Annotated in this window: 21 protein-coding genes; 16 read left to right on the top strand and 5 right to left on the bottom strand. The window is 71.4% G+C overall.

Annotation, left to right across the window (positions count from 1 at the left end):
- Positions 1 to 6 precede the first annotated feature (6 nt).
- The 5 genes from OHS57_RS12375 (at position 7) to OHS57_RS12355 (ending at position 5,729) form a co-directional block, all read left to right on the top strand.
- Positions 7 to 861, top strand: coding sequence for a hypothetical protein (locus tag OHS57_RS12375; protein ID WP_041989895.1), 855 nt, complete (start codon positions 7 to 9; stop codon positions 859 to 861).
- 86 nt (positions 862 to 947) lie between these two features.
- Positions 948 to 1,793 (top strand): DegV family protein, encoded by an 846-nt coding sequence (locus OHS57_RS12370; RefSeq protein WP_041996401.1) that lies wholly within the window; start codon positions 948 to 950, stop codon positions 1,791 to 1,793.
- A gap of 478 nt (positions 1,794 to 2,271) precedes the next feature.
- Positions 2,272 to 2,862 carry a ComEA family DNA-binding protein gene (locus tag OHS57_RS12365; protein ID WP_328581945.1) on the top strand — a complete coding sequence of 197 codons (591 nt, stop codon included), beginning with the start codon at positions 2,272 to 2,274 and terminating at the stop codon, positions 2,860 to 2,862.
- Positions 2,859 to 5,330 carry a ComEC/Rec2 family competence protein gene (locus OHS57_RS12360; protein ID WP_328581944.1) on the top strand — a complete coding sequence of 824 codons (2,472 nt, stop codon included), beginning with the start codon at positions 2,859 to 2,861 and terminating at the stop codon, positions 5,328 to 5,330. Before OHS57_RS12365 ends, OHS57_RS12360 begins: the two co-directional genes overlap by 4 nt.
- 138 nt (positions 5,331 to 5,468) lie before the next feature.
- The gene (locus tag OHS57_RS12355; protein WP_328581943.1) at positions 5,469 to 5,729 is read left to right on the top strand and encodes a hypothetical protein; all 261 of its coding nucleotides are present in this window, start codon (positions 5,469 to 5,471) and stop codon (positions 5,727 to 5,729) included.
- Positions 5,730 to 5,976: 247 nt separating this feature from the next.
- Here the strand turns inward: OHS57_RS12355 and OHS57_RS12350 are convergent, their stop codons facing one another.
- Positions 5,977 to 6,519 (bottom strand): hypothetical protein, encoded by a 543-nt coding sequence (locus tag OHS57_RS12350; RefSeq protein WP_328581942.1) that lies wholly within the window; start codon positions 6,517 to 6,519, stop codon positions 5,977 to 5,979.
- Between the two features lie 68 nt (positions 6,520 to 6,587).
- Between OHS57_RS12350 and OHS57_RS12345 the strand changes: the two genes are divergently transcribed.
- The 4 genes from OHS57_RS12345 (at position 6,588) to holA (ending at position 9,114) form a co-directional block, all read left to right on the top strand.
- Complete coding sequence (locus OHS57_RS12345; protein WP_443042880.1) at positions 6,588 to 6,716, top strand: hypothetical protein; 129 nt, start codon at positions 6,588 to 6,590, stop codon at positions 6,714 to 6,716.
- Positions 6,717 to 6,862: 146 nt separating this feature from the next.
- Positions 6,863 to 7,756, top strand: a complete 894-nt coding sequence (locus tag OHS57_RS12340) for a YceI family protein (protein ID WP_041989900.1) — start codon at positions 6,863 to 6,865, stop codon at positions 7,754 to 7,756.
- A gap of 48 nt (positions 7,757 to 7,804) precedes the next feature.
- Entirely contained in the window at positions 7,805 to 8,041 is a 237-nt protein-coding gene (locus OHS57_RS12335; RefSeq protein WP_328581941.1) for a hypothetical protein, read from the top strand.
- Positions 8,042 to 8,121: 80 nt separating this feature from the next.
- Positions 8,122 to 9,114, top strand: a complete 993-nt coding sequence (gene holA, locus OHS57_RS12330; protein ID WP_328581940.1) for a DNA polymerase III subunit delta — start codon at positions 8,122 to 8,124, stop codon at positions 9,112 to 9,114.
- A 273-nt stretch (positions 9,115 to 9,387) separates the two neighbouring features.
- Here the strand turns inward: holA and rpsT are convergent, their stop codons facing one another.
- Positions 9,388 to 9,654 (bottom strand): 30S ribosomal protein S20, encoded by a 267-nt coding sequence (rpsT, locus tag OHS57_RS12325; RefSeq protein WP_041989908.1) that lies wholly within the window; start codon positions 9,652 to 9,654, stop codon positions 9,388 to 9,390.
- Between the two features lie 199 nt (positions 9,655 to 9,853).
- Between rpsT and lepA the strand changes: the two genes are divergently transcribed.
- Entirely contained in the window at positions 9,854 to 11,722 is a 1,869-nt protein-coding gene (gene lepA / locus OHS57_RS12320; RefSeq protein ID WP_041989911.1) for a translation elongation factor 4, read from the top strand.
- Positions 11,723 to 12,001: 279 nt separating this feature from the next.
- Positions 12,002 to 13,891, top strand: a complete 1,890-nt coding sequence (locus tag OHS57_RS12315; RefSeq protein WP_328581939.1) for an AMP-dependent synthetase/ligase — start codon at positions 12,002 to 12,004, stop codon at positions 13,889 to 13,891.
- 30 nt (positions 13,892 to 13,921) lie between these two features.
- Here the strand turns inward: OHS57_RS12315 and OHS57_RS12310 are convergent, their stop codons facing one another.
- Positions 13,922 to 14,506 (bottom strand): response regulator, encoded by a 585-nt coding sequence (locus OHS57_RS12310; RefSeq protein ID WP_041989917.1) that lies wholly within the window; start codon positions 14,504 to 14,506, stop codon positions 13,922 to 13,924.
- A gap of 224 nt (positions 14,507 to 14,730) precedes the next feature.
- On the opposite strand from OHS57_RS12310, the gene OHS57_RS12305 reads away from it, so the two are divergent.
- The 3 genes from OHS57_RS12305 (at position 14,731) to OHS57_RS12295 (ending at position 18,840) form a co-directional block, all read left to right on the top strand.
- Positions 14,731 to 16,821: a SpoIIE family protein phosphatase gene (locus OHS57_RS12305; protein ID WP_328581938.1), complete on the top strand. Its 2,091-nt coding sequence runs from the start codon at positions 14,731 to 14,733 to the stop codon at positions 16,819 to 16,821.
- An 81-nt stretch (positions 16,822 to 16,902) separates the two neighbouring features.
- Positions 16,903 to 18,135, top strand: coding sequence for a radical SAM family heme chaperone HemW (hemW, locus tag OHS57_RS12300; protein ID WP_328581937.1), 1,233 nt, complete (start codon positions 16,903 to 16,905; stop codon positions 18,133 to 18,135).
- Positions 18,136 to 18,249: 114 nt separating this feature from the next.
- Positions 18,250 to 18,840 (top strand): Uma2 family endonuclease, encoded by a 591-nt coding sequence (locus OHS57_RS12295; protein ID WP_328581936.1) that lies wholly within the window; start codon positions 18,250 to 18,252, stop codon positions 18,838 to 18,840.
- Here OHS57_RS12295 and OHS57_RS12290 read toward each other — a convergent pair.
- On the bottom strand, positions 18,818 to 19,642 hold the full coding sequence (locus tag OHS57_RS12290; RefSeq protein WP_328581935.1) for a DUF3097 domain-containing protein: 825 nt from the start codon (positions 19,640 to 19,642) through the stop codon (positions 18,818 to 18,820). The two genes, OHS57_RS12295 and OHS57_RS12290, sit on opposite strands and share 23 nt — an antisense overlap.
- Before the next feature lie 16 nt (positions 19,643 to 19,658).
- Positions 19,659 to 20,834 (bottom strand): macrolide family glycosyltransferase, encoded by a 1,176-nt coding sequence (locus tag OHS57_RS12285; RefSeq protein ID WP_328581934.1) that lies wholly within the window; start codon positions 20,832 to 20,834, stop codon positions 19,659 to 19,661.
- Between the two features lie 420 nt (positions 20,835 to 21,254).
- Here OHS57_RS12285 and hrcA point away from each other — a divergent pair, with 420 nt between their 5' ends.
- Together hrcA and dnaJ are read left to right on the top strand one after the other, a co-directional pair.
- On the top strand, positions 21,255 to 22,271 hold the full coding sequence (gene hrcA / locus OHS57_RS12280) for a heat-inducible transcriptional repressor HrcA (protein WP_041989930.1): 1,017 nt from the start codon (positions 21,255 to 21,257) through the stop codon (positions 22,269 to 22,271).
- Positions 22,272 to 23,408 carry a molecular chaperone DnaJ gene (dnaJ, locus tag OHS57_RS12275; protein WP_041989933.1) on the top strand — a complete coding sequence of 379 codons (1,137 nt, stop codon included), beginning with the start codon at positions 22,272 to 22,274 and terminating at the stop codon, positions 23,406 to 23,408.
- Positions 23,409 to 23,440 lie beyond the last annotated feature (32 nt).

Raw genomic sequence — 23,440 nt, 5'->3', positions numbered from 1 at the left:
CCGCCCATGGAAGCCGTCATCCTGATCCTGGTGCTGCTCTTCGTCGCCTTCGTCGTCGCCGGGGCGTATGTGACCGTCAAGGCCGTCGGAGCGGCCCGGCGCAGCGTGGACCGTACGGTCACGCAGGCGCGCCGTACGGTCGAGGACACCGCCCTGCGGGCCAAGAGCTTCGGGCAGCCGGGGGTGCAGGGCGAGCTGGCCCAGCTGCGGCTGCGGCTGCGGACGTCCATGCGGGCGACGCAGGAAGCGCTGCAGGCCGGCGTCCCCGAGGACGCATCGCTCTCCGAGTCGATCGGACTCTTCCAGCGGCTCAGCGTCCATGGCCACGAGCTGGACGCCGAGCTGAAGCAGCTGGAGCGGGACCCGGACCGCAAGAGGATCGCCGAGCGGCTCCAGGAGCTGCGCGACCGTACGGACAGCATCACGCACTCGGCGGACTCGCTGCGCTGGGCGGCGCGGGACCGGGCCAGGAGGTTCGCCGACGATGACCTGTCCACGCTGACCAGCCAGATCGACGTGGAGTCGGGCGCGCTGCGGCACTGGACGGCGGCCGAGCCGCCGCACGGCTCGAACGTGCCGTACGGCTCGAACGCGGCCCAGGGCTCGAACGCGGCGTACGGCTCGACCGTGCCGCAGGGCTCGAACGTGCCGCAGGACGAGAATCCCACGGTGGTCGACCAGACCTGGCCGGAACCGCCGCCCGCCGAGGGGCCGCAGGCGATCGGACCGACGGACGCCACGCGCGGCGCGGGCTACCCGTGGCAGCGGCCGGCCCGGGAGAAGGAACCGCGGAAGCAGTCACTGCGGAAGCAGCCGCGGCAGAAGTCGCCACGCTCCGCCAAGCCGGAGACCGGGAACTGACCGAATCGATCATGGGTCCGGTCGAATCGATCATCGACGCGGGGCCGAGCTGCCGACCGGGGGCGACGACGGGTAACCTCCCGCTCATGTCCCGCCATGTCGCGATCGTCACCGATTCAACGGCCTACCTGCCGCCCCAGACGATGGAGCGGCACGGCATCACAGCGGTGCCGCTGACCGTGGTGCTCGGCGACCGTGCGCTGGAGGAGGGCACGGAGATCTCGGCCCGCTCGCTGGCCCTGGCGCTGCAGAAGCGCCACTCCGTCACCACGTCGCGGCCCAGCCCCGACGTCTTCGCCGCCACGTACCGCAAGGCGGCCGAGGCCGGGGCGACCGGAATCGTGTCGCTGCACCTGTCGGCCGAGTTCTCCGGGACGTACGACGCCGCGCTGCTCGCGGCGAAGGAAGCACCCGTACCGGTGCGGGTGGTGGACACCGGCATGGTGGCGATGGCCCTCGGGTTCTGCGCGCTCGCTGCGGCCGAGTCCGCCGACGCGGACGGCAGCCTGGACGAGGCGGTGGCCGCCGCGGAGAAACGGGCCGCGGGAACGGCCGCCTACTTCTACGTCGACACGCTGGACTATCTGCGCAGGGGCGGCCGGATCGGCGCCACCCAGGCGCTGCTCGGCTCGGCGCTCTCGGTGAAACCGCTGCTCCAGCTGGACGACGGGCGGATCGAACTGCTGGAGAAGGTGCGGACGGCGTCCAAGGCGATCGCCCGGCTGGAGGAGCTGGTGATCGAGCGGGCGGGCGAACACGCCGTGGACATCGCTGTGCACCATCTGGCGGCGCACGAGCGGGCGGCGACGCTCGCCGACCGGCTGCGGACGCGGGTGCCGGGGCTGGTGGATCTGCATGTGAGCGAGGTGGGCGCGGTGATCGGGGCACACACCGGGCCGGGGCTGCTGGGAGCTGTGGTCTCACCGCGCTGAGCGGCGTCGACGGGTGCCGTCGGATGGGTCGGGTGCCGTCGGGTGGCGCTTTCGGGTGATGGACTTATCCACAACTGGCAGTTTTTCCACAGGAATTGAGCTTGATCATCGGTATTCCGCCGATCTGTCTAGCCTCCTGTGACATGGCTCTTCGCACTCCTCTCCGGACTCCTCTTCGCACCCCTTCTCGGCTCCGCCCGCGCACCGGCGCCGCCACCAGCGGCCCGGGGCGCGCCCCGCTTCCGACGGCCGGGCCGGCGCCCGTGGGCGTCATGGCCGCGCCCGGTACCGGCCGGGTGAAGCGCCGCAGCGCACGCGCGCCGACGCTCTCTTCGGCGGGCTGCCGGCGCCGCCGGCCGCCGAGACCCCCGTACCCGACACGCCCGGCACGGGGCGGCGCGCCCGGCTGTCGCTGTGGCTCCAGCTCCGCTGCGGTCTGGAGCCCCGGACGCTGGCGGCGCTCGCGGTGGTCCTCGTCGTGGCGGTCGTGCTGGCGGCCCAGCATTTCTGGTCGGCGCGGCCGCAGGCCGTCAGTGCGCCGCAGGCGGTCGGTCAGGCGGTGCCTTTCCCCGAGCCGTCACCTTCGCCGGGCCCGTCGGCAGCCGCCGCCACCTCGTCCGCGCGGGTCGTCGTCGATGTCAGCGGCAAGGTCCGCAACCCCGGAGTGCTGCGGCTGCCCGCAGGGTCCCGGGTCTCCGACGCCCTGCGGGCGGCCGGGGGCGTCAAGGCCGGTACGGATCTGACCGCGCTGAACCGGGCCCGGGTGCTGCTCGACGGCGAACAGGTCGTCGTGGGCGCCCCTGCGCCCCCGGCCCCCGGCGGCGCGGTGCCGGGACCGTCCGGCGGTGGCGGCGGCGGTGGCGGCGCGCAGCCGGCGAGCCCGGTGAGCCTCGGCTCGGCCACGGTGGACCAGCTGGACACCCTGCCCGGGGTCGGTCCTGTGCTCGCCCAGCACATCGTCGACTACCGCACCCAGAACGGCGGCTTCCGCTCCGTCGACCAGCTCCGTGAGGTCAACGGCATCGGGGACCGCAGGTTCGCCGACCTTCAGCCGCTCGTACGGCCATGAAGCGGCCCGTGGTCCATGCGGCGGCCGGCGGACGGCTCGGCGACGCCGATCCACGACAGGAGGCCCCGGCGGATCTGCGGCTGCTGCCACCCGCCATGGCGGCGTGGGGGGCCGCCGCCCTCGCCATCGGGGCGCCGGGACGCTGGACCGGCGCCGGCGTGGCTGTCTGCCTGCTGGCAGCGGCGGCGCTGCTGCTGGTACGGGGGCGGCGGCCCGGCCGGGTGGCGGTGGCGACCGCCCTCCTGTGCGCGGCGGCGGGCGCGGCCTGCGCCGGGCTGCACGGCGCCGATCTGCGCCGGGGTCCCGTGCCGGGGCTGGCCGAGCGGTACGCCCGGGTGACCGTCGAGCTGACCGTCACCTCGGACCCACGGCTCACCCGGCCGAAGGTGCGCGGGGACCAGCTCTCGGACGCCGGGGTGATGCTCGACGCCGACGCCGTACTGGTGACGGGGCCCGACGGGCGCGCCACAGCGGGCCGTACCCCCGTCCAGGTCTTCGCCACGCCCGGCGACCACCTCGCGTCCTGGCAGGAGCTGCTGCCCTCCACCCGGCTGCGGGTGACCGGACGGCTGGAGCCCCCGACGGACGGTGACGTGCGCTACGCGGCGGTGCTCCGGGCGGAGGGCGCCGGACCACCGGCGGTCGGCGGGCCGCCGACCGGGCTCCAGCGCCGGGCCGGTGAGCTGCGTGCCGGACTGCGGGAAGCGACCGACGGCCTGCCGTCCGACGCCCGCGCCCTGCTGCCGGGACTGGTCGTCGGCGACACGTCACGGATCTCGCCGGAGCTGGACGAGGCGTTCAAGGCGACCGACCTCGCCCATCTGACGGCCGTCAGCGGAGCCAATCTGGCGATCGTCCTCGCGCTGCTGATCGGCCCGCCGGGGCTGGCGCTGCGGGCCGAGCGGCGCGGGCTCGCCGCCCGGCTGGGGATCCCGCTGCGGGCGACCGCGCTGCTCGGCGGGGTGCTCACCCTGGGCTTCGTGGTGGTCTGCCGCCCGGAGCCGAGCGTGCTGCGCGCCGCGGCCTGCGGAGTGATCACGCTGCTCGCCATCGGCACCGGGCGCCGCAGATCCCTGCTCCCCGCCCTCGCGGCCGCGGTTCTGCTACTGGTGCTCTACGACCCCTGGCTGGCGCGGGGTTACGGCTTCCTGCTGTCCGTACTGGCCACCGGCTCCCTGCTGACGATCGCGCCCCGGTGGAGCGCGGCGCTGCGCCGTCGCGGGGTGCCGGGACGGCTCGCCGAGGTGCTGGCGGCGGCCGGGGCCGCGCAGGCCGTGTGCGCTCCCGTCGTGGTGGTCTTCGCCGCGCGGGTGAGTCTGGTGGCCGTCCCGTGCAATCTCTTCGCCGAGCTGGCGGTCGCCCCGGCCACGGTCCTCGGCTTCGCGGCGCTGGGGCTCGCGCCGGTCGCCATGCCCGTGGCCGAGCTGCTTGCCCGGTGCGCCGGCTGGCCCGCCGGGTGGATCGCCGCTGTCGCGCGCGCCGGAGCCGGGCTGCCGGGCGCGCGGGTCGACTGGCCGGACGGCTGGCCGGGCGGAGCGCTGCTCGCCGTACTGACGGCGCTCGCCGTGTACGGCGCGCGGTACGTACCCCGCCACCCCTGGGCGACCGCCGGGTGCACGGTGCTCCTGCTGCTCGCCGTGGTGCGGCCGCCACCGCTCACCCGGATCGTTACCGGATGGCCGCCGCCCGGCTGGACGTTCGCGATGTGCGACGTCGGCCAGGGCGACGCCACCGTGCTCGCCGCAGGCGACGGCACGGCGGTGGTGGTGGACGCGGGACCCGAGCCCGCCCTCGTCGACAACTGTCTGCGGGATCTCGGCGTCACACGTGTCCCGCTGCTGCTGCTCACCCACTTCCACGCCGACCATGTCACCGGGCTGCCCGGGGTGTTGCGGGGCCGGGCGGTGGGCGCCGTGGAGACGACCACCTTCCCCGAGCCCCGCGAGCAGAGCGCCTTCGTCCGCAGGACCGCGGCGTCGGCGCGGGTGCCCGTTGTACCGGTCGCGCCGGGCGAGCAGCGCCGCATCGGGCCGCTCGCCTGGCGGGTGCTGTGGCCGCGCGCGGGACCGGGACCCGTGACGGGCGAGCCGAACGACTCCAGCGTCGCGCTGCTCGTACGGATCGCCGGCGGCCCCACACTGCTGCTCCCCGGCGACCTCGAACCGGCGGCCCAGCAGAGCCTGCTACGGGACAACCCGGCGCTGCCGCCGGTGGACGTCCTCAAGGTCGCCCACCACGGCTCCGCCCACCAGGACCCGGGCCTGCTCCGCCACATCCACCCCCGGCTGGCGCTCATCTCCTCGGGGAGGCACAACATGTACGGCCACCCGTCGCCCAGAACCCTCGCCGCGCTCACCACCGGGGGAGCGGCCGTGCTGCGCACGGACACGAACGGCGCGATCGCCGTCACGGGCGCCGGCCGCGCACTGCGGGCGGTGCCCCGGGGGCAGGATCTGACCGTCGGGTGAAGGAGACTCGGACGATGGACATGTCGCGCCACATTCTCTTCGGGGGACACCCACTTGAGGGTTTTTGGCATGTTCCATGGCGGTGATCGCTTGTTGAATCGATACTGACGGTTCCTACGTCGCTACTGGGGAGGGACCATGGCGCAGGATCCCGCGCCGAAGCACCTGACGATCACGCTCGATATCGACCTCCAGACCGCTGGCTCGACAGTGGGCGAGGCTCGGGTCAGAGCCACGTACAACGCCGTCGTCGAGGCGGCTCTGGTAGCCGCCATGGAGCAGCTCCCCGAGGGGAGCATCAAGACCGTCACGGCCGAGATGGACTGGTCTTACCGGTGGATGGAGAAGCGTGAGGTCCGTTTCTCCAGAGGCGACGACGGAGAGGGTGACAAGGCCTGAGGCCTCGACTTCGCGAGGTTCTCGGGGAGCTGCACTATCCAGCTTCCGGGACGAGACAGGCGGCCCCGATTCGTCGTTCAGGCGAGAGGCGACGGCTTTCGACGCACTGTCCGAGCCGACACGCGAAGCCCCACGGTCGATGCACGCAGTGATCTTGAATCTGGCCCCGTCTCTGTTGAGTCCACGGGCTGAACATGCCGACGGGATCAGTCCCATGGGGCTGATCCCGTCAACTCCGCTTCGGCGGCTACAGCCCCTGCCGGGTCTCGCGTGCTGCGCACTCCCGTCGTTCGCGTTCTGTAGGTGTGGGCAGTGCTCCGTCGCCTCGCATGTACGCCGAGAGGAGCGCGATGGAGTGACCGGCGTCGAACTCGCTCATGTACGGCTCGTGCTCCGATTCGTAGGCGTCCACGAAGAAGGACTTGCGAGCGACGCTCAGGGCGTCTTGCAGACGCTCCCTCAGCGCGTCCGCCGCAGGGATCAGCGCGACGTTCAACTCGGCATCGTCAGCCATGGTGTTCGCGGTCTTCACCCATTGATTCCGCTCGTCCGGCGACATGCCCACCTTCCACGTCAGGGCGTGTCGCCTCAGCTCGTACAGCTCTGCGAGCGCCTTTTCCGCCACGACCCTCCCACGGGACTCCACCTCGCCCGCCCGGGCCTCCGCCCGCTCTTCGCGCGCCGTTCGGGCCTGGTGCCGTTGTTGAACGATGCCGCCCAGCAACGTGCCACCGACGCCCACGACGGTGCCGCCCAGGCCGAACACTCCCGCCAAAGTCTGTGTGTCCACGGCGCCATCGTGCCGACACGAGGACGACGGCGGGGCTGAATTCGTCGATCCCTATCCGTGTCACGACCGTGCGCGGCGAGCGGCGGGAGCGGGAGCTGTCCGACGACGCGGCGGTGCCGGCCGCCTACCGGGACCACTTCGGGCTGCGGCTCGACCGGGTGCCCGTCGTACGGCCACGGACAGGTAACAGCTCGTAACGGTCGGGACCTCTACTTGGCGGTACGTTTGCCTCGAACAACGCAAGAGTGATCGAATGCCTATTCGTCAAGGGCCGCCGCCCCGACGACGACGTCGAGAGCCCGGTGCGGCCTCGCAGGGCCAATAGCACAGGGGTACGCACACCATGATCAGCCGCTTGCTCGGCCGACAGACGGCCGCGAGTCAGAAGAACAACCCGCTCTCCGGACTCTCCGTGCCGCAAGGCGCGGGACTCTTCACCTGCCGGGTGATCGACCCCGTCGGGGAGCCGGTCAGGAACGCCGAGTTCACGCTGAGCGACCAGAACGGCCGCAAGATCGTCAGCGGTGAGACCGACCCCTTCGGCACGATCGTGGCGATGGTCCCCATCGGGGAGTACCGGCTGGCCGTCTCGGCCGAGAGCTTCAGCCCGCACCGGGGCAGTGTCTCGGTCGCGGAGAGCGGGCAGTTCGTCGGCCTCGGCGACATCACGCTCCAGATAGCGCCCTCGCTCCCGCTGCCGGCCCCCGGCGAGTGGGAGATCGAACCGGCCCACTCCCGGATCGGTTTCATCGCCCGTCACATCGGTCTCGCCCGGGTGCACGGCCGCTTCGACAACTTCGCCGGCGCGATCCGGATCGGCCCGACGATGGACCAGTCCGCGATGCACGTCGTCATCGGCGCCGCCTCCATCGACACCAACGTGCAGATGCGCGACGACCACCTGCGCTCGGCGGACTTCCTCGACGTGGCGAACTACCCCACGCTGGAGTTCTACAGCGACCGCATCACACACCGCGGCGGCAACAACTGGGCGATCAACGGCGCCCTCACCCTGCACGGCGTCACCCGCACGGTCACGCTCGAAGCCCAGTACCTCGGGCTCGGCAACGGCATGGAGGGCGAGACGCGCGCCGCCATCCGCGCGTCGACCGAGCTGCACCGCGAGGACTACACCGTCAACTGGCAGTCCATGCTGGCGCGCGGCATCGCCGTCGTCGGCTCCAGCATCAGGATCGACCTCGACATCCAGATCGTCCCCAAGACCGGCGAAGCCTGAGCCGGGCGAACCGGCCCCGCCTCCGCGCCGCCGATATCCTGCCGAACCATGAGACACGTACTGGTGCTGCCCGACCGCGACGCCGCCGAAGAGGTGGCGCGCGAGCTGGCCGACCGCTTCGGGGTGAGCGACGAGCCGCAGCTCGTACGGGACGCGCTGGCCGGCGAGGACGACGCCGAGGACGCCCAATGGCTCGTGGTGGTGGAGGACCCGCAGGCGCGGCTGGACGCCACGGCGCTCGACGACTTCGTGGCCGAGCTGGACGGCTGGCGGGAAGCGCCGTAGGTCCGTGCGTCCGTAGGTCCGGTACCTCCCGCCGCCACCGCGGGCCGCGCTGTCAGTGGGGCGTGCCATCCTGGATCCCGATGGCCACCAGAAAGTCTTCCCCCGACGACCTCCTCGCCCCCCTCACGCTCGCCGTGGGCCAGGAGGATCTGCTGCTCGACCGCGCCGTCCAGCAGGTGGTGGCGGCTGCTCGCGTCTCCGACGCCGACACCGACGTACGCGATCTGACGCCCGAACAGCTCCAGCCCGGCACCCTCGCCGAGCTGACGAGCCCGTCGCTGTTCGCCGAGCGCAAGGTCGTCATCGTGCGCAACGCGCAGGATCTGCCCGCCGACACGATCAAGGACGTCAAGTCCTACCTCGACAACCCGGCCGAGGAGATCACGCTCGTCCTGCTGCACGCGGGCGGCGCCAAGGGCAAGGGCCTGCTGGACGCCGCCCGCAAGGCCGGCGCCCGCGAGGTCGCCTGCCCCAAGACCACCAAGCCGGCCGAGCGGCTCTCCTTCGTCAGGTCGGAGTTCCGGGCGCTGGGCCGGTCGGCGACGCCCGAGGCGTGTCAGTCCCTGGTGGACGCGATCGGCAGCGACCTGAGGGAGCTGGCGAGCGCCGTCTCGCAGCTCGCCTCGGACGTGGAGGGCACGGTCGACGAGGCGGTGGTCGCCCGCTACTACACGGGCCGCGCCGAGGCGTCCAGCTTCACCGTCGCCGACCGGGCCGTGGAGGGCAGGGCCGCCGACGCGCTCGAAGCGCTGCGCTGGTCGCTGTCGACCGGAGTGGCGCCCGTACTGATCACCAGCGCGCTGGCGCAGGGCGTACGGGCCATCGGCAAGCTCTCGTCGGCCCGTGGTGGCCGTCCCGCCGACCTCGCGCGGGAGCTGGGGATGCCGCCGTGGAAGATCGACCGGGTCCGGCAGCAGATGCGCGGCTGGACCCCGGACGGGGTCGCCGCTGCCCTGCGCGCCGTGGCCGCGGCCGACGCCGGGGTCAAGGGCGGCGGTGACGACCCCGAGTACGCGCTGGAGAAGGCGGTCGTCGCCATCGCGGCAGCCGCGAGATCGGGCGCCAACCGCTGACCGCCACCCGCTGACCGACACCTGCCGACCCCGTACCACTGAAGGCCGACGCGCCCAGGGCCCCGACCGGCACGCCGAAGGCCCCGGCACCGTCCTGGGGAGGACAGTGCCGGGGCCTTCGGTGTAAACCCTGTGGATCCGCACCCGCGTGGCGAACGCAGTTCGGTGTGCGGCTCCGGTGATGCCGGTCAGGAGCGGTAGAGAGGGCCCGCTGAGTCCCTTCCGGCGATCAAATCACTGGTTCAAATCAATAGAGCGGAGAGCGGGAAGCGCTCAGCCCTGGAGGGAGGCAACCCGGGCGGCGATCGCCGACTTCTTGTTGGCGGCCGCGTTCTTGTGGATGACACCCTTCGAGGCAGCCTTGTCGAGCTTGCGGGACGCCTCGCGAGCGGCCACCGTGGCCTGCTCGACGTCACCGGCTGCGGCGGCCTCACGGGCCTTGCGGATCGCGGTCTTGAGCGACGACTTGACGGCCTTGTTGCGCAGGCGCGCCTTCTCGTTGGTCTTGTTCCGCTTGATCTGGGACTTGATGTTCGCCACGAAAGAGCCTTTTCAGGTTCGATGAAACTGGATGATCTTCGACAGTGCCGTGTCAAGACACAGCTGTTCAGGTTACCAGTCACCGTCCGACCGGCCCAAACCGGGCGCAGCCCCGCGCCCGTGGGACGATGGAGGCTACGTATCGATCCGATGTCGACCCGAGACGAGACGCCGCGCGTCTCAAGAATCAGGACCCTGCGTGCCCGCGACCCCTATCCACGTGCCCGAGCCCAGCCGTACGGACCCGGCGCTGCTCCGCAACTTCTGCATCATCGCGCACATCGACCACGGCAAGTCGACGCTCGCCGACCGGATGCTCCAGCTGACGGGAGTGGTCGACCAGCGGCAGATGCGCGCCCAGTATCTCGACCGGATGGACATCGAGCGCGAGCGCGGCATCACCATCAAGTCCCAGGCCGTCCGGCTGCCCTGGGCGCCCACCACGGGTGACGAGAAGGGCAGGACGCATGTCCTGAACATGATCGACACACCGGGCCACGTGGACTTCACGTACGAGGTGTCCCGCTCCCTCGCGGCCTGCGAGGGCACGGTGCTCCTGGTGGACGCCGCCCAGGGCATCGAGGCGCAGACGCTCGCCAACCTGTACCTGGCGATGGAGAACGACCTCACCATCGTCCCGGTGCTGAACAAGATCGACCTGCCGGCCGCCCAGCCCGAGAAGTTCTCCGAGGAGCTGGCGAATCTCATCGGCTGCCAGCCGGAGGACGTCCTGCGGGTCTCGGCCAAGACCGGCATCGGCGTGGAGGCGCTGCTGGACAAGGTCGTCCTGGACGTGCCGCCGCCGGTCGGCGACGCGGACGCCGCCGCCCGCGCGATGATCTTCGACTCGGTCTACGACTCCTACCGGGGGGTCGTGACGTACGTACGAGTCATCGACGGCAGCCTCAACAAGCGTGAGCGGATCCGGATGATGTCCACCGGCGCCACCCACGAGCTGCTGGAGATCGGGGTCTCGTCCCCGGAGATGACCGCGGCCGACGGCCTCGGCGTCGGCGAGGTCGGCTACATCATCACCGGTGTGAAGGACGTCAGGCAGTCCAAGGTCGGTGACACGATCACCACCCTCAACAAGGGGGCGACCGTCGCGCTGGGCGGCTACAAGGACCCCCGGCCGATGGTCTTCTCCGGCCTCTATCCGCTGGACGGCTCCGACTACCCGGAGCTGCGCGACGCCCTCGACAAGCTCCAGCTCAACGACGCGGCGCTGGTCTACGAGCCGGAGACCTCGGCGGCGCTCGGCTTCGGCTTCCGGGTCGGCTTCCTCGGGCTGCTGCACCTCGACGTGATCCGGGAGCGGCTGGAGCGTGAGTTCAACCTCGACCTGATCGCCACCGCCCCCAACGTGGTCTACCGGGTGGTCATGGAGGACGGCAAGGAACACACCGTCACCAACCCGAGCGAGTTCCCCGAAGGCAAGATCGACTCGGTGCACGAGCCGGTCGTACGGGCCACGATCCTCGCCCCGAGCGAGTTCATCGGCTCGATCATGGAGCTGTGCCAGACCCGGCGCGGCACCCTGCTCGGCATGGACTACCTCTCGGCCGACCGGGTGGAGATCCGCTACACGCTGCCGCTCGCCGAGATCGTCTTCGACTTCTTCGACCAGCTGAAGTCCAAGACCCGCGGCTACGCCTCGCTGGACTACGAGCCCACGGGCGAGCAGTCGGCCCAGCTGGTGAAGGTCGACATCCTGCTGCACGGCGACAAGGTCGACGCCTTCTCGGCCGTCACCCACCGGGACCAGGCGTACGCGTACGGCGTACGGCTCGTCGCCAAGCTGCGCGAGCTGATTCCGCGCCAGGCGTTCGAGGTGCCGATCCAGGCGGCCATCGGCTCGCGGGTCATCGCGCGCGAGACGATCAGGGCCATCCGCAAGGACGTCCTCGCCAAGTGCTACGGCGGTGACATCTCCCGTAAGCGGAAGCTGCTGGAGAAGCAGAAGGAAGGCAAGAAGCGGATGAAGATGGTCGGCAGCGTGGAGGTTCCGCAGGAGGCCTTCATCGCGGTGCTGTCGAGCGACGAATCCGCAGGTAAGGGCAAGAAGTAGCGGTCCGGTGCCCGCCCCGGGCCCGGCGCGCCGCCCCGGTGGTCCCCGTGCCGCGGCACGGGGACCACCGGGCGGGGCGTGGCGGGTGAGGACGGTGGGGCGGGTCGGGGCCCGTTCGTTATGAAGCGGCCCCGTACGGCCTCTTACGCGGGCGACGGGCGGCCTCTACCCTGATCACTGCTCGGTAGTTACTCGTCAGTTAGTTACTCGCGAGTCACCTAGTTGTACAGTCGTCTGGTCAGTCAGTCACGCAGCACAGCCGTGGGCCCGGAGGATGTCGTGAGCGACACACAGAACTTGATCGAGAACCGGCCGCCCTCCGTGGCGACCCTCTTCATTGAGCGCGTGACAGCCACGCCTGACGCCGAGGCGTATCGCTATCCCGTCCCCCCTTCGTCGGGCGAGGGACCTGACGACTGGTCCTCGCTGACCTGGGGCCAGGCCGCCGAGCGGGTGTACGGCATCGCCGCAGGTCTGATCAGCCTCGGTGTGCAGCCGGAGGAGCGGGTCGCGCTCGCCTCCGCCACCCGGGTCGACTGGATCCTCGCCGACCTCGGCGTGATGTGCGCGGGCGCCGCGACCACCACGATCTACCCCTCCACCAACGTCGAGGAGTCCGCCTTCATCCTCGCGGACTCCGAGAGCCGGGTGCTGATCGCCGAGGACGCGGCGCAGCTGGCCAAGGCGCGCGAGCGCCGCGCCGAGCTGCCGCACCTCGCGCATGTCGTGGTGATCGAGACCGCGGACGCGCAGGCAGCCGAGGGCGACCCCGACGGCTGGGTGCTCTCCCTCGCCGATCTGGAGGCGCGCGGCGCCGACTACCTCACCGCGAACCCGGCCGCCGTCAAGGAGCGGGTCGGCGCGATCACCGCCGGTCAGCTGGCCACCCTGATCTACACCTCCGGTACGACGGGGCGTCCCAAGGGCGTACGGCTGCTGCACGACAGCTGGTCCTACATGGCCAAGGCCACGGTGGCGACCGGACTGATCACCAAGGACGACGTCCAGTACCTGTGGCTGCCGCTCGCCCATGTCTTCGGCAAGGTGCTGACCTCGGGTCAGATCGAGGTCGGCCATGTCACGGCGGTCGACGGCCGGGTCGACAAGATCATCGAGAATCTGCCGGTCGTGCGGCCGACGTACATGGCCGCCGTGCCGCGGATCTTCGAGAAGGTCTACAACGGCGTCGCGGCGAAGGCGCGGGCCGGCGGCGGAGCCAAGTACAAGATCTTCCTGTGGGCCGCCGAGGTCGCCCGCGAATCGGCCAAGGTCTCCCAGGACAACTTCCGGCGCACCGGCACCGCTTCGCTGCCGCTCGGCCTCGGCGCCAAGCACAAGGTCGCCGACCGGCTCGTCTACGCCAAGCTCCGCGAGGCGTTCGGCGGCAATCTGCGCGCCGCGGTCTCCGGCTCCGCCTCCCTCGCACCCGACATCGGCTTCTTCTTCTCCGGCGCCGGCATCCACATCCTGGAGGGCTACGGCCTGACGGAGTCCAGCGCCGCCAGCTTCGTCAACCCGGGCGAGGCGTACCGCACCGGCACGGTCGGCAAGCCGCTGCCCGGCACGGAGGTGCGGATCGCCGACGACGGCGAGATCCTGCTCCGCGGCCCCGGCATCATGGCGGGCTACCACGGCCTGCCCGAGAAGACCGCCGAGGTGCTGGAGGCCGACGGCTGGTTCCACACCGGCGACATCGGCGAGCTGTCCCCCGACGGCTATCTGCGGATCACCGACCGCAAGAAGGACCTGATCAAGACGTCCGGCGGCAAGTACATCGCGCCGGCCGAGGTCGAGGGTCAGTTCAAGGCGGTCTGTCCGTTCGTCTCCAACATCCTCGTGCACGGCGCCGACCGGAACTTCTGCACCGCCCTGATCTCGCTCGACGAGCCCTCCATCCTGGACTGGGCGGCCGAGCACGGCCTGGCGGACAAGTCGTACGCGGACGTCGTCGCCGACCCGCGTACGGTACGGCTCATCGACGGGTACGTGAGCCGGCTCAACGAGGGGCTGCAGCGCTGGCAGACCATCAAGAAGTTCCGGCTGCTGCCCCGCGACCTCGACATCGAGCACGGCGAGCTGACGCCCAGCCTCAAGCTGAAGCGGCCGGTCGTCGAGCGCGAGTACAAGAACCTGATCGAGGACATGTACGCGGGCTCACGCGAGGCCTGACAGACACCCACGTGGCGGCCTGACGGCCGTTCAGCGCCCCCGTCCGCGCCGCAGCTCGCCCAAGGCATCCTCTATGCGGGCCAGTTGGTGGCGCAGGACGGCGGCGTCGTGCGGGTCGGTGCGGTGCAGCTCGTCCTCTATCGACGTCAGCCGGTCCGCTATCCCGTCGAGCTGTTCGTGCTCCTTCGCCAGCAGCCGCTCCAACTGCTGGTTCTTGCGGTGCAGATCGATGAAGACGCTGACCTTGGCGCGCAGCACCCACGGGTCGAACGGCTTGGTCAGGAAGTCGGCCGCGCCCGTCGCGTAACCGCGGAAGGCGTATCCGCTGTCGGGCTCACCCCCGGTCAGAAAGATGATCGGGGTGTCCTTCGTCCGCTCGATCCGCTTGATGTTGGCCGCCGTCTCGAAGCCGTCCATGCCCGGCATCCGTACGTCGAGCAGCACCACGGCGAACTGCTGGCGCAGCAGCTCGCGCAGCGCCTCCTCGCCCGATCTGGCCCGTACGAGGGGTTCGTCGAGGGAGGCCAGTACGGCCTCCAGCGCGACGAGGTTGTCTTCCATGTCGTCGACCAGGAGGATGCTCGCCCGGTCCGTGGCGGCTGCCTGAGTGCCCATGGTGAATGCCTCACGTGATCGTTCGTCGTCGCATCGGTGGGTACGCCCTCGGGGACCTGGAAGGCCGGGCAGCGGACAGCGGGCGGCTCGAAACACGCGCTCAGGCACTGTCCTTGGTGCATTCCCGCCCATTTTGATGACTCGGTGCGTATGGGCGAGCCCAGTCTGTCACTCTGTCGGGGTCACAAGCGGCGCAATGCCACAACCGGACCAGGAGCCGCCGAGTGGGGCCCATTCCGATCCCGCGAGAGACTGCCCAACGCCCCGCACCCCAGGGGCCGTTACGGAAGGACGCCCGATCGGCCGCACGTACCAGCCTGCCCGGCAACCCGCTCGCGCCCGGGGCGGCGCGCCGATTCGCCCGCGCCGCGCTGGCGGACTGGACGAGCCTCGGACTGCTCGCCACCTGCACGTTCTGCCAGGGCAGCGCGGCGGGCGCGGGCGGCTGCCTCACCGGGCAGCACAGTACCGACCTGCTCGCCGACGACGCCGTCGTGGTCCTCAACGAACTCGTCACCAACGCCGTCGTCCACGCCGGCACCACCGTCGAGGTGCTGTGCCGGCTGGAGGACGCCACGGAGCCCGACGACCCGTCCCAGCCGGACGGCGACCCGGCTGCGCTGCTGGTCGAGGTCTCCGACCACCACCCCACCCGGGCGGTGCGCGGCGGTGTGCAGGAACGATCCGCCGCCGGTGCGCCCGAGTACGGCCGCGGGCTCCAGGTCGTCGGCTCGCTCGCCGAACGGTGGGGGATCACGTACCGCTCCGGCCTCAAGACCGTCTGGGCCCGGCTGCCGCTCGACGGCAGGGAACCGGCCGTGCCCGGCGGCGGAGCGATGCCGGGTGCCGCGCAGTCGGAGGCGACGGGGCCCGCGCTGCGGCGCGAACTGCGCGCGGCGGAGATCCTGGCCCCCGCGTCACGGCGCACCGTGCGCGACGACCCCGACTGGGTCAGCAGAGGGGCCCTTGCGTTCCTCGCCGAGGCCTCCGACCTGCTCGCGGGACAGCTCGACGAGGACCTCGTCGCCGCGCTCGCCTGCCAGCTGCTGGTGCCGCGCCTCGCCGACTGGTGCGCCGTCTGGCTGGACGCCGAAGGCGGCGCCGCGGGTGCGCCGCCCCGGCTCGCCCGCGTCTGGCACCTGGACGAGTCCCGGATCGACCAGCTCCGGGCGGACCTGGAGAAGGACGTGCCACGGCCGCCGGAGGCCGCGCGGCCGGGTGTGTCGATCCGGATCGGGGGAGCGGCGTTGCCGGCGGGCGACCCGGGCGGTACCGGCGACGAGAACACCGCGAACCCCGAGAACACCCCGAACCCCGAGGATCCCGCCCACGGGACCGCCTTCGTCTACCGGCTCGTCGCGAACGGCCGCGCCATCGGCACGCTGATGCTCGGCAGGCTCGACGGCCGCGCCCGGGTGCCCGACGAGGTCAGCTCGCTGGTCGAGGACTTCGCCCGCCGGGTCGCCCTCGCGATCGGCGCGGCCCGCCGCTACACCCGGCAGGCCACCATCAGCCGGGTGCTCCAGCGCGGGCTGCTGCCCAGCCAGGTGGCGCGGATCCCCGGCGTCGCCAGCTCGCTGGTGTACGAGCCGAGCGACGACGGCCTCGCGGGCGGCGACTTCTACGACGTCTTCCCCTGCCCGCCCGGCGGCCGCTGGTGCTTCATGCTCGGCGACGTCCAGGGCAGCGGCCCCGAGGCGGCCGTCGTCACCGGCCTGGCCCGCCCCTGGCTGCGGCTGCTGGCCCGCGAGGGCTACCGCGTCGGAGAGGTGCTCGACCGGCTCAACCGGCTGCTGCTGGACGACGCCACGGAGGCGGCGGAGGCCGCGTCCCTGATGGTCGCCTCGGCGGCAGGACCGGCCGACGGGCCGCAGGCGCTGCCCGACGGCAGCCAGCCCCGCTTCCTGTCGCTGCTCTACGGCGAGCTGATGCCCCTGCCGGGCCCCGTCGGCGGCGTACGGTGCACGCTGGCCAGCGCGGGCCACCCGCTGCCGCTGCTGCTGCGCCCCGACGGCTCGGTCCGGCCGGCCGCCGAACCGCAGCTGCTGCTGGGGGTCGTGGAGAACGTCGCGTACGAGAGCCACACGTTCGACCTCCAGCCCGGCGACACGCTCCTGTGCGTCACGGACGGCGTCACCGAGCGCCGCTCGGGCCACCGCCTCCTGGACGACTGCGACGGCCTCGCCCACGTCCTGGCGGGCTGCGTGGGCCTGCCGGCCCAGGAGGTCGCCGAACGGATACGCCGAGCGGTCCACGACTTCGACGGCACCCCGCCGGGGGACGACCTGGCACTGCTGGTGTTCCAGGCGGAATGAAGACGTGCGACGCCGGGCGGGCCGGCGGGTGCACCCGCCCGGCCCGTACGGCTCACTTCCGCCGTACGGGACAATGGGGGCATGCCTTCCGCACTGCCCGACGGTGAGCCCATGCCCGAGACCGGCGCGTTGCCCGCGAGCGCCCTTGCGGGCGCGGGTGACCGGCCGCTGGGGTTCTATCTGCACGTTCCGTACTGCGCGACCCGCTGCGGCTACTGCGACTTCAACACCTACACCGCGACCGAGCTGCGCGGCTCGGGCGGTGTGCTGGCCTCGCGTGACAACTACGCCGACACCCTCGCCGACGAGGTCCGGCTGGCCAGGAAGGTGCTGGGCGACGACCCCAGGCCGGTGCGTACCGTCTTCGTCGGCGGCGGCACGCCGACCCTGCTGGGCGCCGGTGACCTGGTGCGGATGCTGGGCACGATCCGTGACGAGTTCGGGCTCGCCGACGACGCCGAGATCACCACGGAGGCCAACCCGGAGTCCGTCGACCCGGCGTATCTGGCCGCGCTGCGCGAGGGCGGCTTCAACCGGATCTCGTTCGGCATGCAGAGCGCCAAGCAGCACGTGCTGAAGGTCCTCGACCGCAACCACACCCCCGGCCGCCCCGAGGCCTGCGTGGCGGAGGCGCACGCGGCGGGCTTCGACCACGTCAACCTGGACCTGATCTACGGCACCCCCGGCGAGACCGACGACGATTGGCGCGCCTCCCTGGCGGCGGCCGTCGGCGCCGGCCCCGACCACATCTCCGCGTACGCCCTGATCGTGGAGGAGGGCACCCAGCTCGCCCGGCGCATCCGGCGCGGCGAGGTCCCGATGACGGACGACGACGAGCACGCCGACCGCTATCTGATCGCCGACGAGGTGCTGGCGGCGGCCGGCTTCGGCTGGTACGAGGTGTCCAACTGGGCGACGTCGGAGGCGGCCCGCTGCCTGCACAACGAGCTGTACTGGCGCGGCGCCGACTGGTGGGGCGCGGGCCCCGGCGCCCACAGCCACATGGGCGGCGTCCGCTGGTGGAACGTGAAGCACCCGGGCGCGTACGCGGCGGCGCTGGCCGAGGGCCGCTCCCCGGGCGCGGGCCGCGAGCTGCTGACCGACGAGGACCGCCGCGTGGAACGCATCCTCCTGGAGCTGCGCCTCGCCGAGGGCGTCCCGCTCTCCCTGCTGGCCCCCGCGGGCCTGGCGGCCGCGTCCCGCGCGGTGGACGACGGCCTCCTGTCCCCGGCCCCGCACGCCGAGGGCCACGCGGTCCTGACCCTGCGCGGCAGACTGCTGGCGGACGCGGTGGTCAGGGACCTGGTCGACTGATCACACAACTGATCACCCGGACGGGTGAATCAGTGCAGGAGGGGGCGGGGTCTTCCTACGCTGTCCCTAGGCTGCCGTCGTACCTGGCGATGGCGAAAGCGGAGGGCCACGGAGATGACTGCTGTGGATGACCGACCGATCACTGACGACGTCGTCGAATTCTTCGAGGCCCTTGAGGTCCCCGAGGGATACGTGGCGGAGCTCCTGCGGGGGGAAATCGTGATGATGGCCGGGCTGGATCTGGTCCACAACCGAATTGTGCTGTCCGTTCTCAAGCAGATTCTGCCCAAGGACTTCGACTGTCTCCAGACCCAGGACATCGCGATCCCCGGTGAGCAGAGCGAGCCCCAGCCCGACCTCGTCGTACTCGAACGCGGCGGCGGTCCCGAGTCCGGGCGGCTGTTGCCCTCCGACGTGCTCACCCTGGTCGTCGAAGTAGTCTCCAAGACCAGCGTCGACCGGGACTATGGCGAGAAGCGGTCCATCTACGCGGCGGGCAAGGTCCCCGCCTACCTCGTCATCGACCCCATGGCAGCCCACTGCGTGCTGCTCACGGAGCCGACAGGTGACGGCGAGGCGGCCGACTACCAGGTCGAGAACACCGTCAAGTTCGGCCTGTCCGTCCCGTTGGACCTGCTGGACGTCACGCTTGACACCTCTGAGTTCCAGACCCTGCCCCCGGTCAAACGGCACCGCCGACCGTGACGAAGTCGATCAGCTCCTCCACCCGTCCCAGCAGCGCCGGTTCCAGGTCCCGGTACGACCTGACGTGCGACAGGATCTCCTGCCACGCCGCGCCCGTGTTCTCCGGCCAGCCCAGCGCCCGGCACACGCCCGTCTTCCAGTCCTGACCGCGCGGGACCTTCGGCCAGGCCGGGATGCCCACCGAGGACGGCTTCACCGCCTCCCAGACGTCGATGTACGGGTGGCCGACGATCAGTACGTCGGCGCCCGTCACCTCCGCCGCGATCTTCGACTCCTTCGAGCCCGGCACCAAGTGGTCGACCAGGACGCCCAGCCGCGCGTCCTCCGCCGGGCCGAACTCGGCGACGATCGACGGGAGGTCGTCGATGCCGCCGAGGTACTCGACCACCACGCCCTCGATGCGCAGGTCGTCGCCCCACACCTTCTCGACCAGCTCGGCGTCGTGCCGGCCCTCCACGTAGATGCGGCCCGCCCTGGCCACCCGCGCCCGCGCGCCCGGCACCGCGACCGACCCGGAGGCGGTGCGGGCCGGGCGGTGCGGGGCCGCCGCCGACGGGCGGACCAGCGTCACCACCCGGCCCTCCAGCAGGAAGCCGCGCGGTACCAGCGGGAAGACCCGGTGCTTGCCGAAGCGGTCCTCCAGGGTCACCGTCGGCCCCTCGGCCGTCTTCTCGCAGCGGATCACCGCGCCGCAGAAGCCCGTCGACACCTCCTCGACCACCAGATCCGGTTCGGCGGGGACCTCCGGCGCGGGCGTGGGCTTCTTCCACGGCGGCGTCAGATCGGGACTGTAGCTGCGCATCCGCCGACGATAGCGGTCAGTCGAGCAACTTCTCGATGAGGTCCGCCGCTCGCGTCGTACCGCCCTCCGCCCGCGCCCAGGACCGCAGCTCGGCCGCGCGCCCGAGAGTCGCGGGCGCCGAGGCGAACCCGGTCAGGGCGGCGCGCAGCCGCTCAGGCGTCGCGTCCGCCGTGTCGATCCGCACCGCGACCCCCAGCTCCACCAGCCGGTCCGCGTTGGTGAACTGGTCGACCGCCTGCGGTACGGCGATCATCGGCGTCCCCGTGAACAGCCCCTCGCTGCTGCCGCCCATCCCCGCGTGCGTCACGAACGCGTCGGCCTGCTCCAGGATCGCCAGCTGCGGCACCCACGGACGCACCTCGACATTGCCCGGGACCGGACCCAGCGCACCGGGATCGGTCCGCCGGCCGATCTGGAGCACCACGTGCCAGCCCGGCAGATCCCCGTACGCGGCCAGGCACGCGCGGTAGAAGTCCGGCCGGCCCGTGTACGCCGACCCCAGCGAGATCAGCAGCACCTTCTCGGCGCCTGCGGGCCGCACCCACTCCTCCTGCCCGGCGCGCGGCCCGAAGCAGGACCCGACGAACGTCACCGTCTCCTCGTCGACGTCGTCGGCGAACGGCTGCATGGCCCGGGGGATCAGCGCCAGCGTGTTCGGCGGCCGGCCGCCGAACACATCGGGGTCGGTGGTCGTCGCCCCCGACTCCGCCAGCCACGTACCGAACTTCGCCCGGTACGCGTCGGCGCCCGGCAGCTGCCACAGCTGCGTCGCCACGTCACGCTCGTAGCCCCGCCAGGCCACGTACGTCGGCGAGAGCTGCATGAACGGCCGGCCCTGCGTCTCGGCGATGACCCGCGCGGGATACCCGCCGATGTCGTACAGGTACAGGTCGGCGGGGTCGCTGTCGTACGCGGCGCGCAGCGCGGACAGCGCCTGGATGCCGTTGTCCAGGAAGATCGTCATCGCCGCGATCGGATCGTCCGGCCACTTGTTGTCGGCCGGCAAAAGCGAGTCGTACGGGACGAGTTCCGCGCCCACGCCGGTGACCAGCTCCTCGGCCGACGGGTCGTTGGCGTACGACACCCGGTGGCCGCGGGCCACCAGCTCCCGGAAGATCTCCAGGCTGGGCAGGATGTGGCTGACGGCGGGGACGCCGATCATCGCGACATGGCGACGGGGCACGCGTGACATGGCAGATCACTCATTTCAGGTCTACGGGCCGCGGCAGAACCGCGGAAGGAGAACACGACGGAGACCGGGCCGGCGAAGAGACGCCACACCCGCATACGGGACCGGGCGCGCGGGGAGGCTTGTCCCCGGGCGGCGGGTTCTTCGGACGTCTGTCGTGTCAGCCGTAGAGCTGCTTGTGCATCATGCCGACGACCTTAATGCCGGTCCCGGCGCTGAAGAAACCCCGCCCGGGACATATCGCGGGGCATAACCGGGGCAAGATCCGGGACAGAACGGGCGGCACGGGCGGCGTGTGCGGCTGCCTTGCTACGGCCGTACCGAACGGCCGTACACTGGCTCGGGGAATGTTGGCACTCCCCTGCAACGAGTGCCAAGCGAGGACCGACGGGGTACGACGGACGAGAGCTGGAGGTGTGCGCGATGCTCAGTGAACGCAGACTTGAGGTGCTGCGCGCCATCGTCCAGGACTATGTGGGCACGGAGGAGCCGGTCGGCTCCAAGGCCCTCACCGAGCGGCATCAGCTCGGGGTCTCGCCGGCCACGGTCCGCAACGACATGGCGGTGCTGGAGGACGAGGGCTTCATCGCCCAGCCGCACACCAGCGCCGGCCGGATCCCCACGGACAAGGGCTACCGGCTCTTCGTGGACAAGCTGGCGGGCGTCAAACCCCTGTCGGCGCCGGAGCGCCGCGCCATTCAGAACTTCCTGGACAGCGCCGTCGACCTCGACGACGTGGTGGGCCGTACGGTCCGGCTGCTCGCGCAGCTGACCCGGCAGGTCGCCGTCGTCCAGTACCCCTCGCTGACCCGCTCGACGGTGCGTCACGTGGAGCTGCTGTCGCTCGCCGCGGCCCGGCTGATGCTCGTGCTGATCACGGACACCGGACGGGTCGAGCAGCGCATGATCGACTGCCCGGCGCCGTTCGGCGAGACCTCGCTGGCCGATCTGCGGGCCCGGCTCAACAGCCGGATCGTGGGGCGCAGGTTCGCCGACGTGCCGCAGCTCGTGCAGGACATGCCGGACTCCTTCGAGCTGGAGGACCGCGGGACCGTCTCCACGGTGCTCGCGACCCTCCTCGAAACCCTGGTCGAGGAGACCGAGGAGCGGCTGATGATCGGCGGCACCGCCAATCTCACCCGCTTCGGACACGATTTTCCGCTGACCATCCGGCCGGTGCTGGAGGCGCTCGAAGAGCAGGTGGTGCTCCTCAAGCTGCTGGGTGAGGCGGAACATCCGGGCATGACCGTACGGATCGGGCACGAGAACGCCCATGAGGGCCTCAGCTCCACGTCCGTCGTCGCGGTCGGCTACGGTTCGGGCGACGAGGCAGTCGCCAAACTCGGCGTGGTCGGACCGACCCGCATGGACTACCCCGGAACGATGGGAGCGGTACGCGCAGTGGCACGTTACGTCGGACAGATCCTGGCGGAGTCGTAAGTGGCCACGGACTATTACGCCGTTCTCGGCGTGCGCCGCGACGCATCGCAGGACGAGATCAAGAAGGCATTCCGGCGGCTCGCACGCGAGCTGCATCCGGATGTGAATCCCGATCCCAAGACGCAAGAGCGCTTCAAGGAGATCAACGCCGCGTACGAGGTGTTGTCGGACCCGCAGAAGAAGCAGGTCTACGACCTCGGCGGCGACCCGCTGTCGGCGGGTGGCGGCGGTGGCGCCGGCGGCTTCGGCGCGGGCGGCTTCGGCAACTTCTCCGACATCATGGACGCGTTCTTCGGTACGGCGTCGCAGCGCGGCCCCCGGTCGCGTACGCGCCGTGGCCAGGACGCGATGATCCGGCTGGAGATCGACCTCAACGAGTCGGCCTTCGGCACGACGAAGGACATCCAGGTCGACACGGCCGTCGTCTGCACCACGTGCAACGGCGAGGGCGCAGCGCCCGGCACCTCGGCGCAGACCTGCGACATGTGCCGCGGCCGCGGCGAGGTCTCGCAGGTCACCCGGTCCTTCCTGGGCCAGGTCATGACGTCGCGGCCGTGCCCGCAGTGCCAGGGCTTCGGCACGGTCGTACCGACCCCGTGCCCCGAGTGCGCGGGCGACGGGCGCATCCGCTCCCGCCGTACGCTCACGGTCAAGATCCCGGCCGGCGTCGACAACGGCACCCGTATCCAGCTCGCCGGTGAGGGCGAGGTCGGCCCCGGCGGCGGCCCCGCAGGCGATCTGTACGTGGAGATCCACGAGCTGCCGCACGCGGTGTTCCAGCGGCGCGGCGACGATCTGCACTGCACGGTCACCATCCCGATGACAGCGGCTTCCCTGGGCACGAAGTGCCCGCTGGAGACGCTGGACGGGGTCGAGGAGATCGACGTACGCCCGGGCACCCAGTCGGGCCAGTCGATCCCGCTGCACGGCAGGGGCATCACGCACCTGCGCGGCGGCGGCCGTGGCGACCTGATCGTCCACGTCGAGGTCATGACCCCGTCGAAACTGGACCCCGAGCAGGAGAGGCTGCTCAGGGAGCTCGCGGTTCTCCGGGGTGAGGAGCGGCCGACAGGCCAGTTTCAACCGGGGCAACAGGGGCTTTTCTCGCGGCTGAAGGACGCGTTTAACGGCCGGTAGGCCGCGGGTCGCCGTCCGGCGGGGGTTGCGGT

It is taken from the genome of Streptomyces sp. NBC_00370 (assembly GCF_036084755.1).
In the GTDB taxonomy this organism is placed as follows: domain Bacteria; phylum Actinomycetota; class Actinomycetes; order Streptomycetales; family Streptomycetaceae; genus Streptomyces.
This window is presented reverse-complemented; position numbering and strand designations above follow the sequence as displayed.

Bases quoted from the DNA above. Each gene is read 5' to 3' on its own strand.
- OHS57_RS12340 (WP_041989900.1), top strand. From the start codon at position 6,863: ATGATCAGCCGCTTGCTCGGCCGACAGACGGCCGCGAGTCAGAAGAAC.
- OHS57_RS12285 (WP_328581934.1), bottom strand. From the start codon at position 20,834: ATGTCACGCGTGCCCCGTCGCCATGTCGCGATGATCGGCGTCCCCGCC.
- OHS57_RS12355 (WP_328581943.1), top strand. From the start codon at position 5,469: ATGGCGCAGGATCCCGCGCCGAAGCACCTGACGATCACGCTCGATATC.
- hrcA (WP_041989930.1), top strand. From the start codon at position 21,255: ATGCTCAGTGAACGCAGACTTGAGGTGCTGCGCGCCATCGTCCAGGAC.
- OHS57_RS12310 (WP_041989917.1), bottom strand. From the start codon at position 14,506: ATGGGCACTCAGGCAGCCGCCACGGACCGGGCGAGCATCCTCCTGGTC.
- OHS57_RS12335 (WP_328581941.1), top strand. From the start codon at position 7,805: ATGAGACACGTACTGGTGCTGCCCGACCGCGACGCCGCCGAAGAGGTG.
- OHS57_RS12375 (WP_041989895.1), top strand. From the start codon at position 7: ATGGAAGCCGTCATCCTGATCCTGGTGCTGCTCTTCGTCGCCTTCGTC.
- OHS57_RS12295 (WP_328581936.1), top strand. From the start codon at position 18,250: ATGACTGCTGTGGATGACCGACCGATCACTGACGACGTCGTCGAATTC.
- holA (WP_328581940.1), top strand. From the start codon at position 8,122: ATGGCCACCAGAAAGTCTTCCCCCGACGACCTCCTCGCCCCCCTCACG.
- OHS57_RS12360 (WP_328581944.1), top strand. From the start codon at position 2,859: ATGAAGCGGCCCGTGGTCCATGCGGCGGCCGGCGGACGGCTCGGCGAC.
- OHS57_RS12290 (WP_328581935.1), bottom strand. From the start codon at position 19,642: ATGCGCAGCTACAGTCCCGATCTGACGCCGCCGTGGAAGAAGCCCACG.
- OHS57_RS12370 (WP_041996401.1), top strand. From the start codon at position 948: ATGTCCCGCCATGTCGCGATCGTCACCGATTCAACGGCCTACCTGCCG.
- hemW (WP_328581937.1), top strand. From the start codon at position 16,903: ATGCCTTCCGCACTGCCCGACGGTGAGCCCATGCCCGAGACCGGCGCG.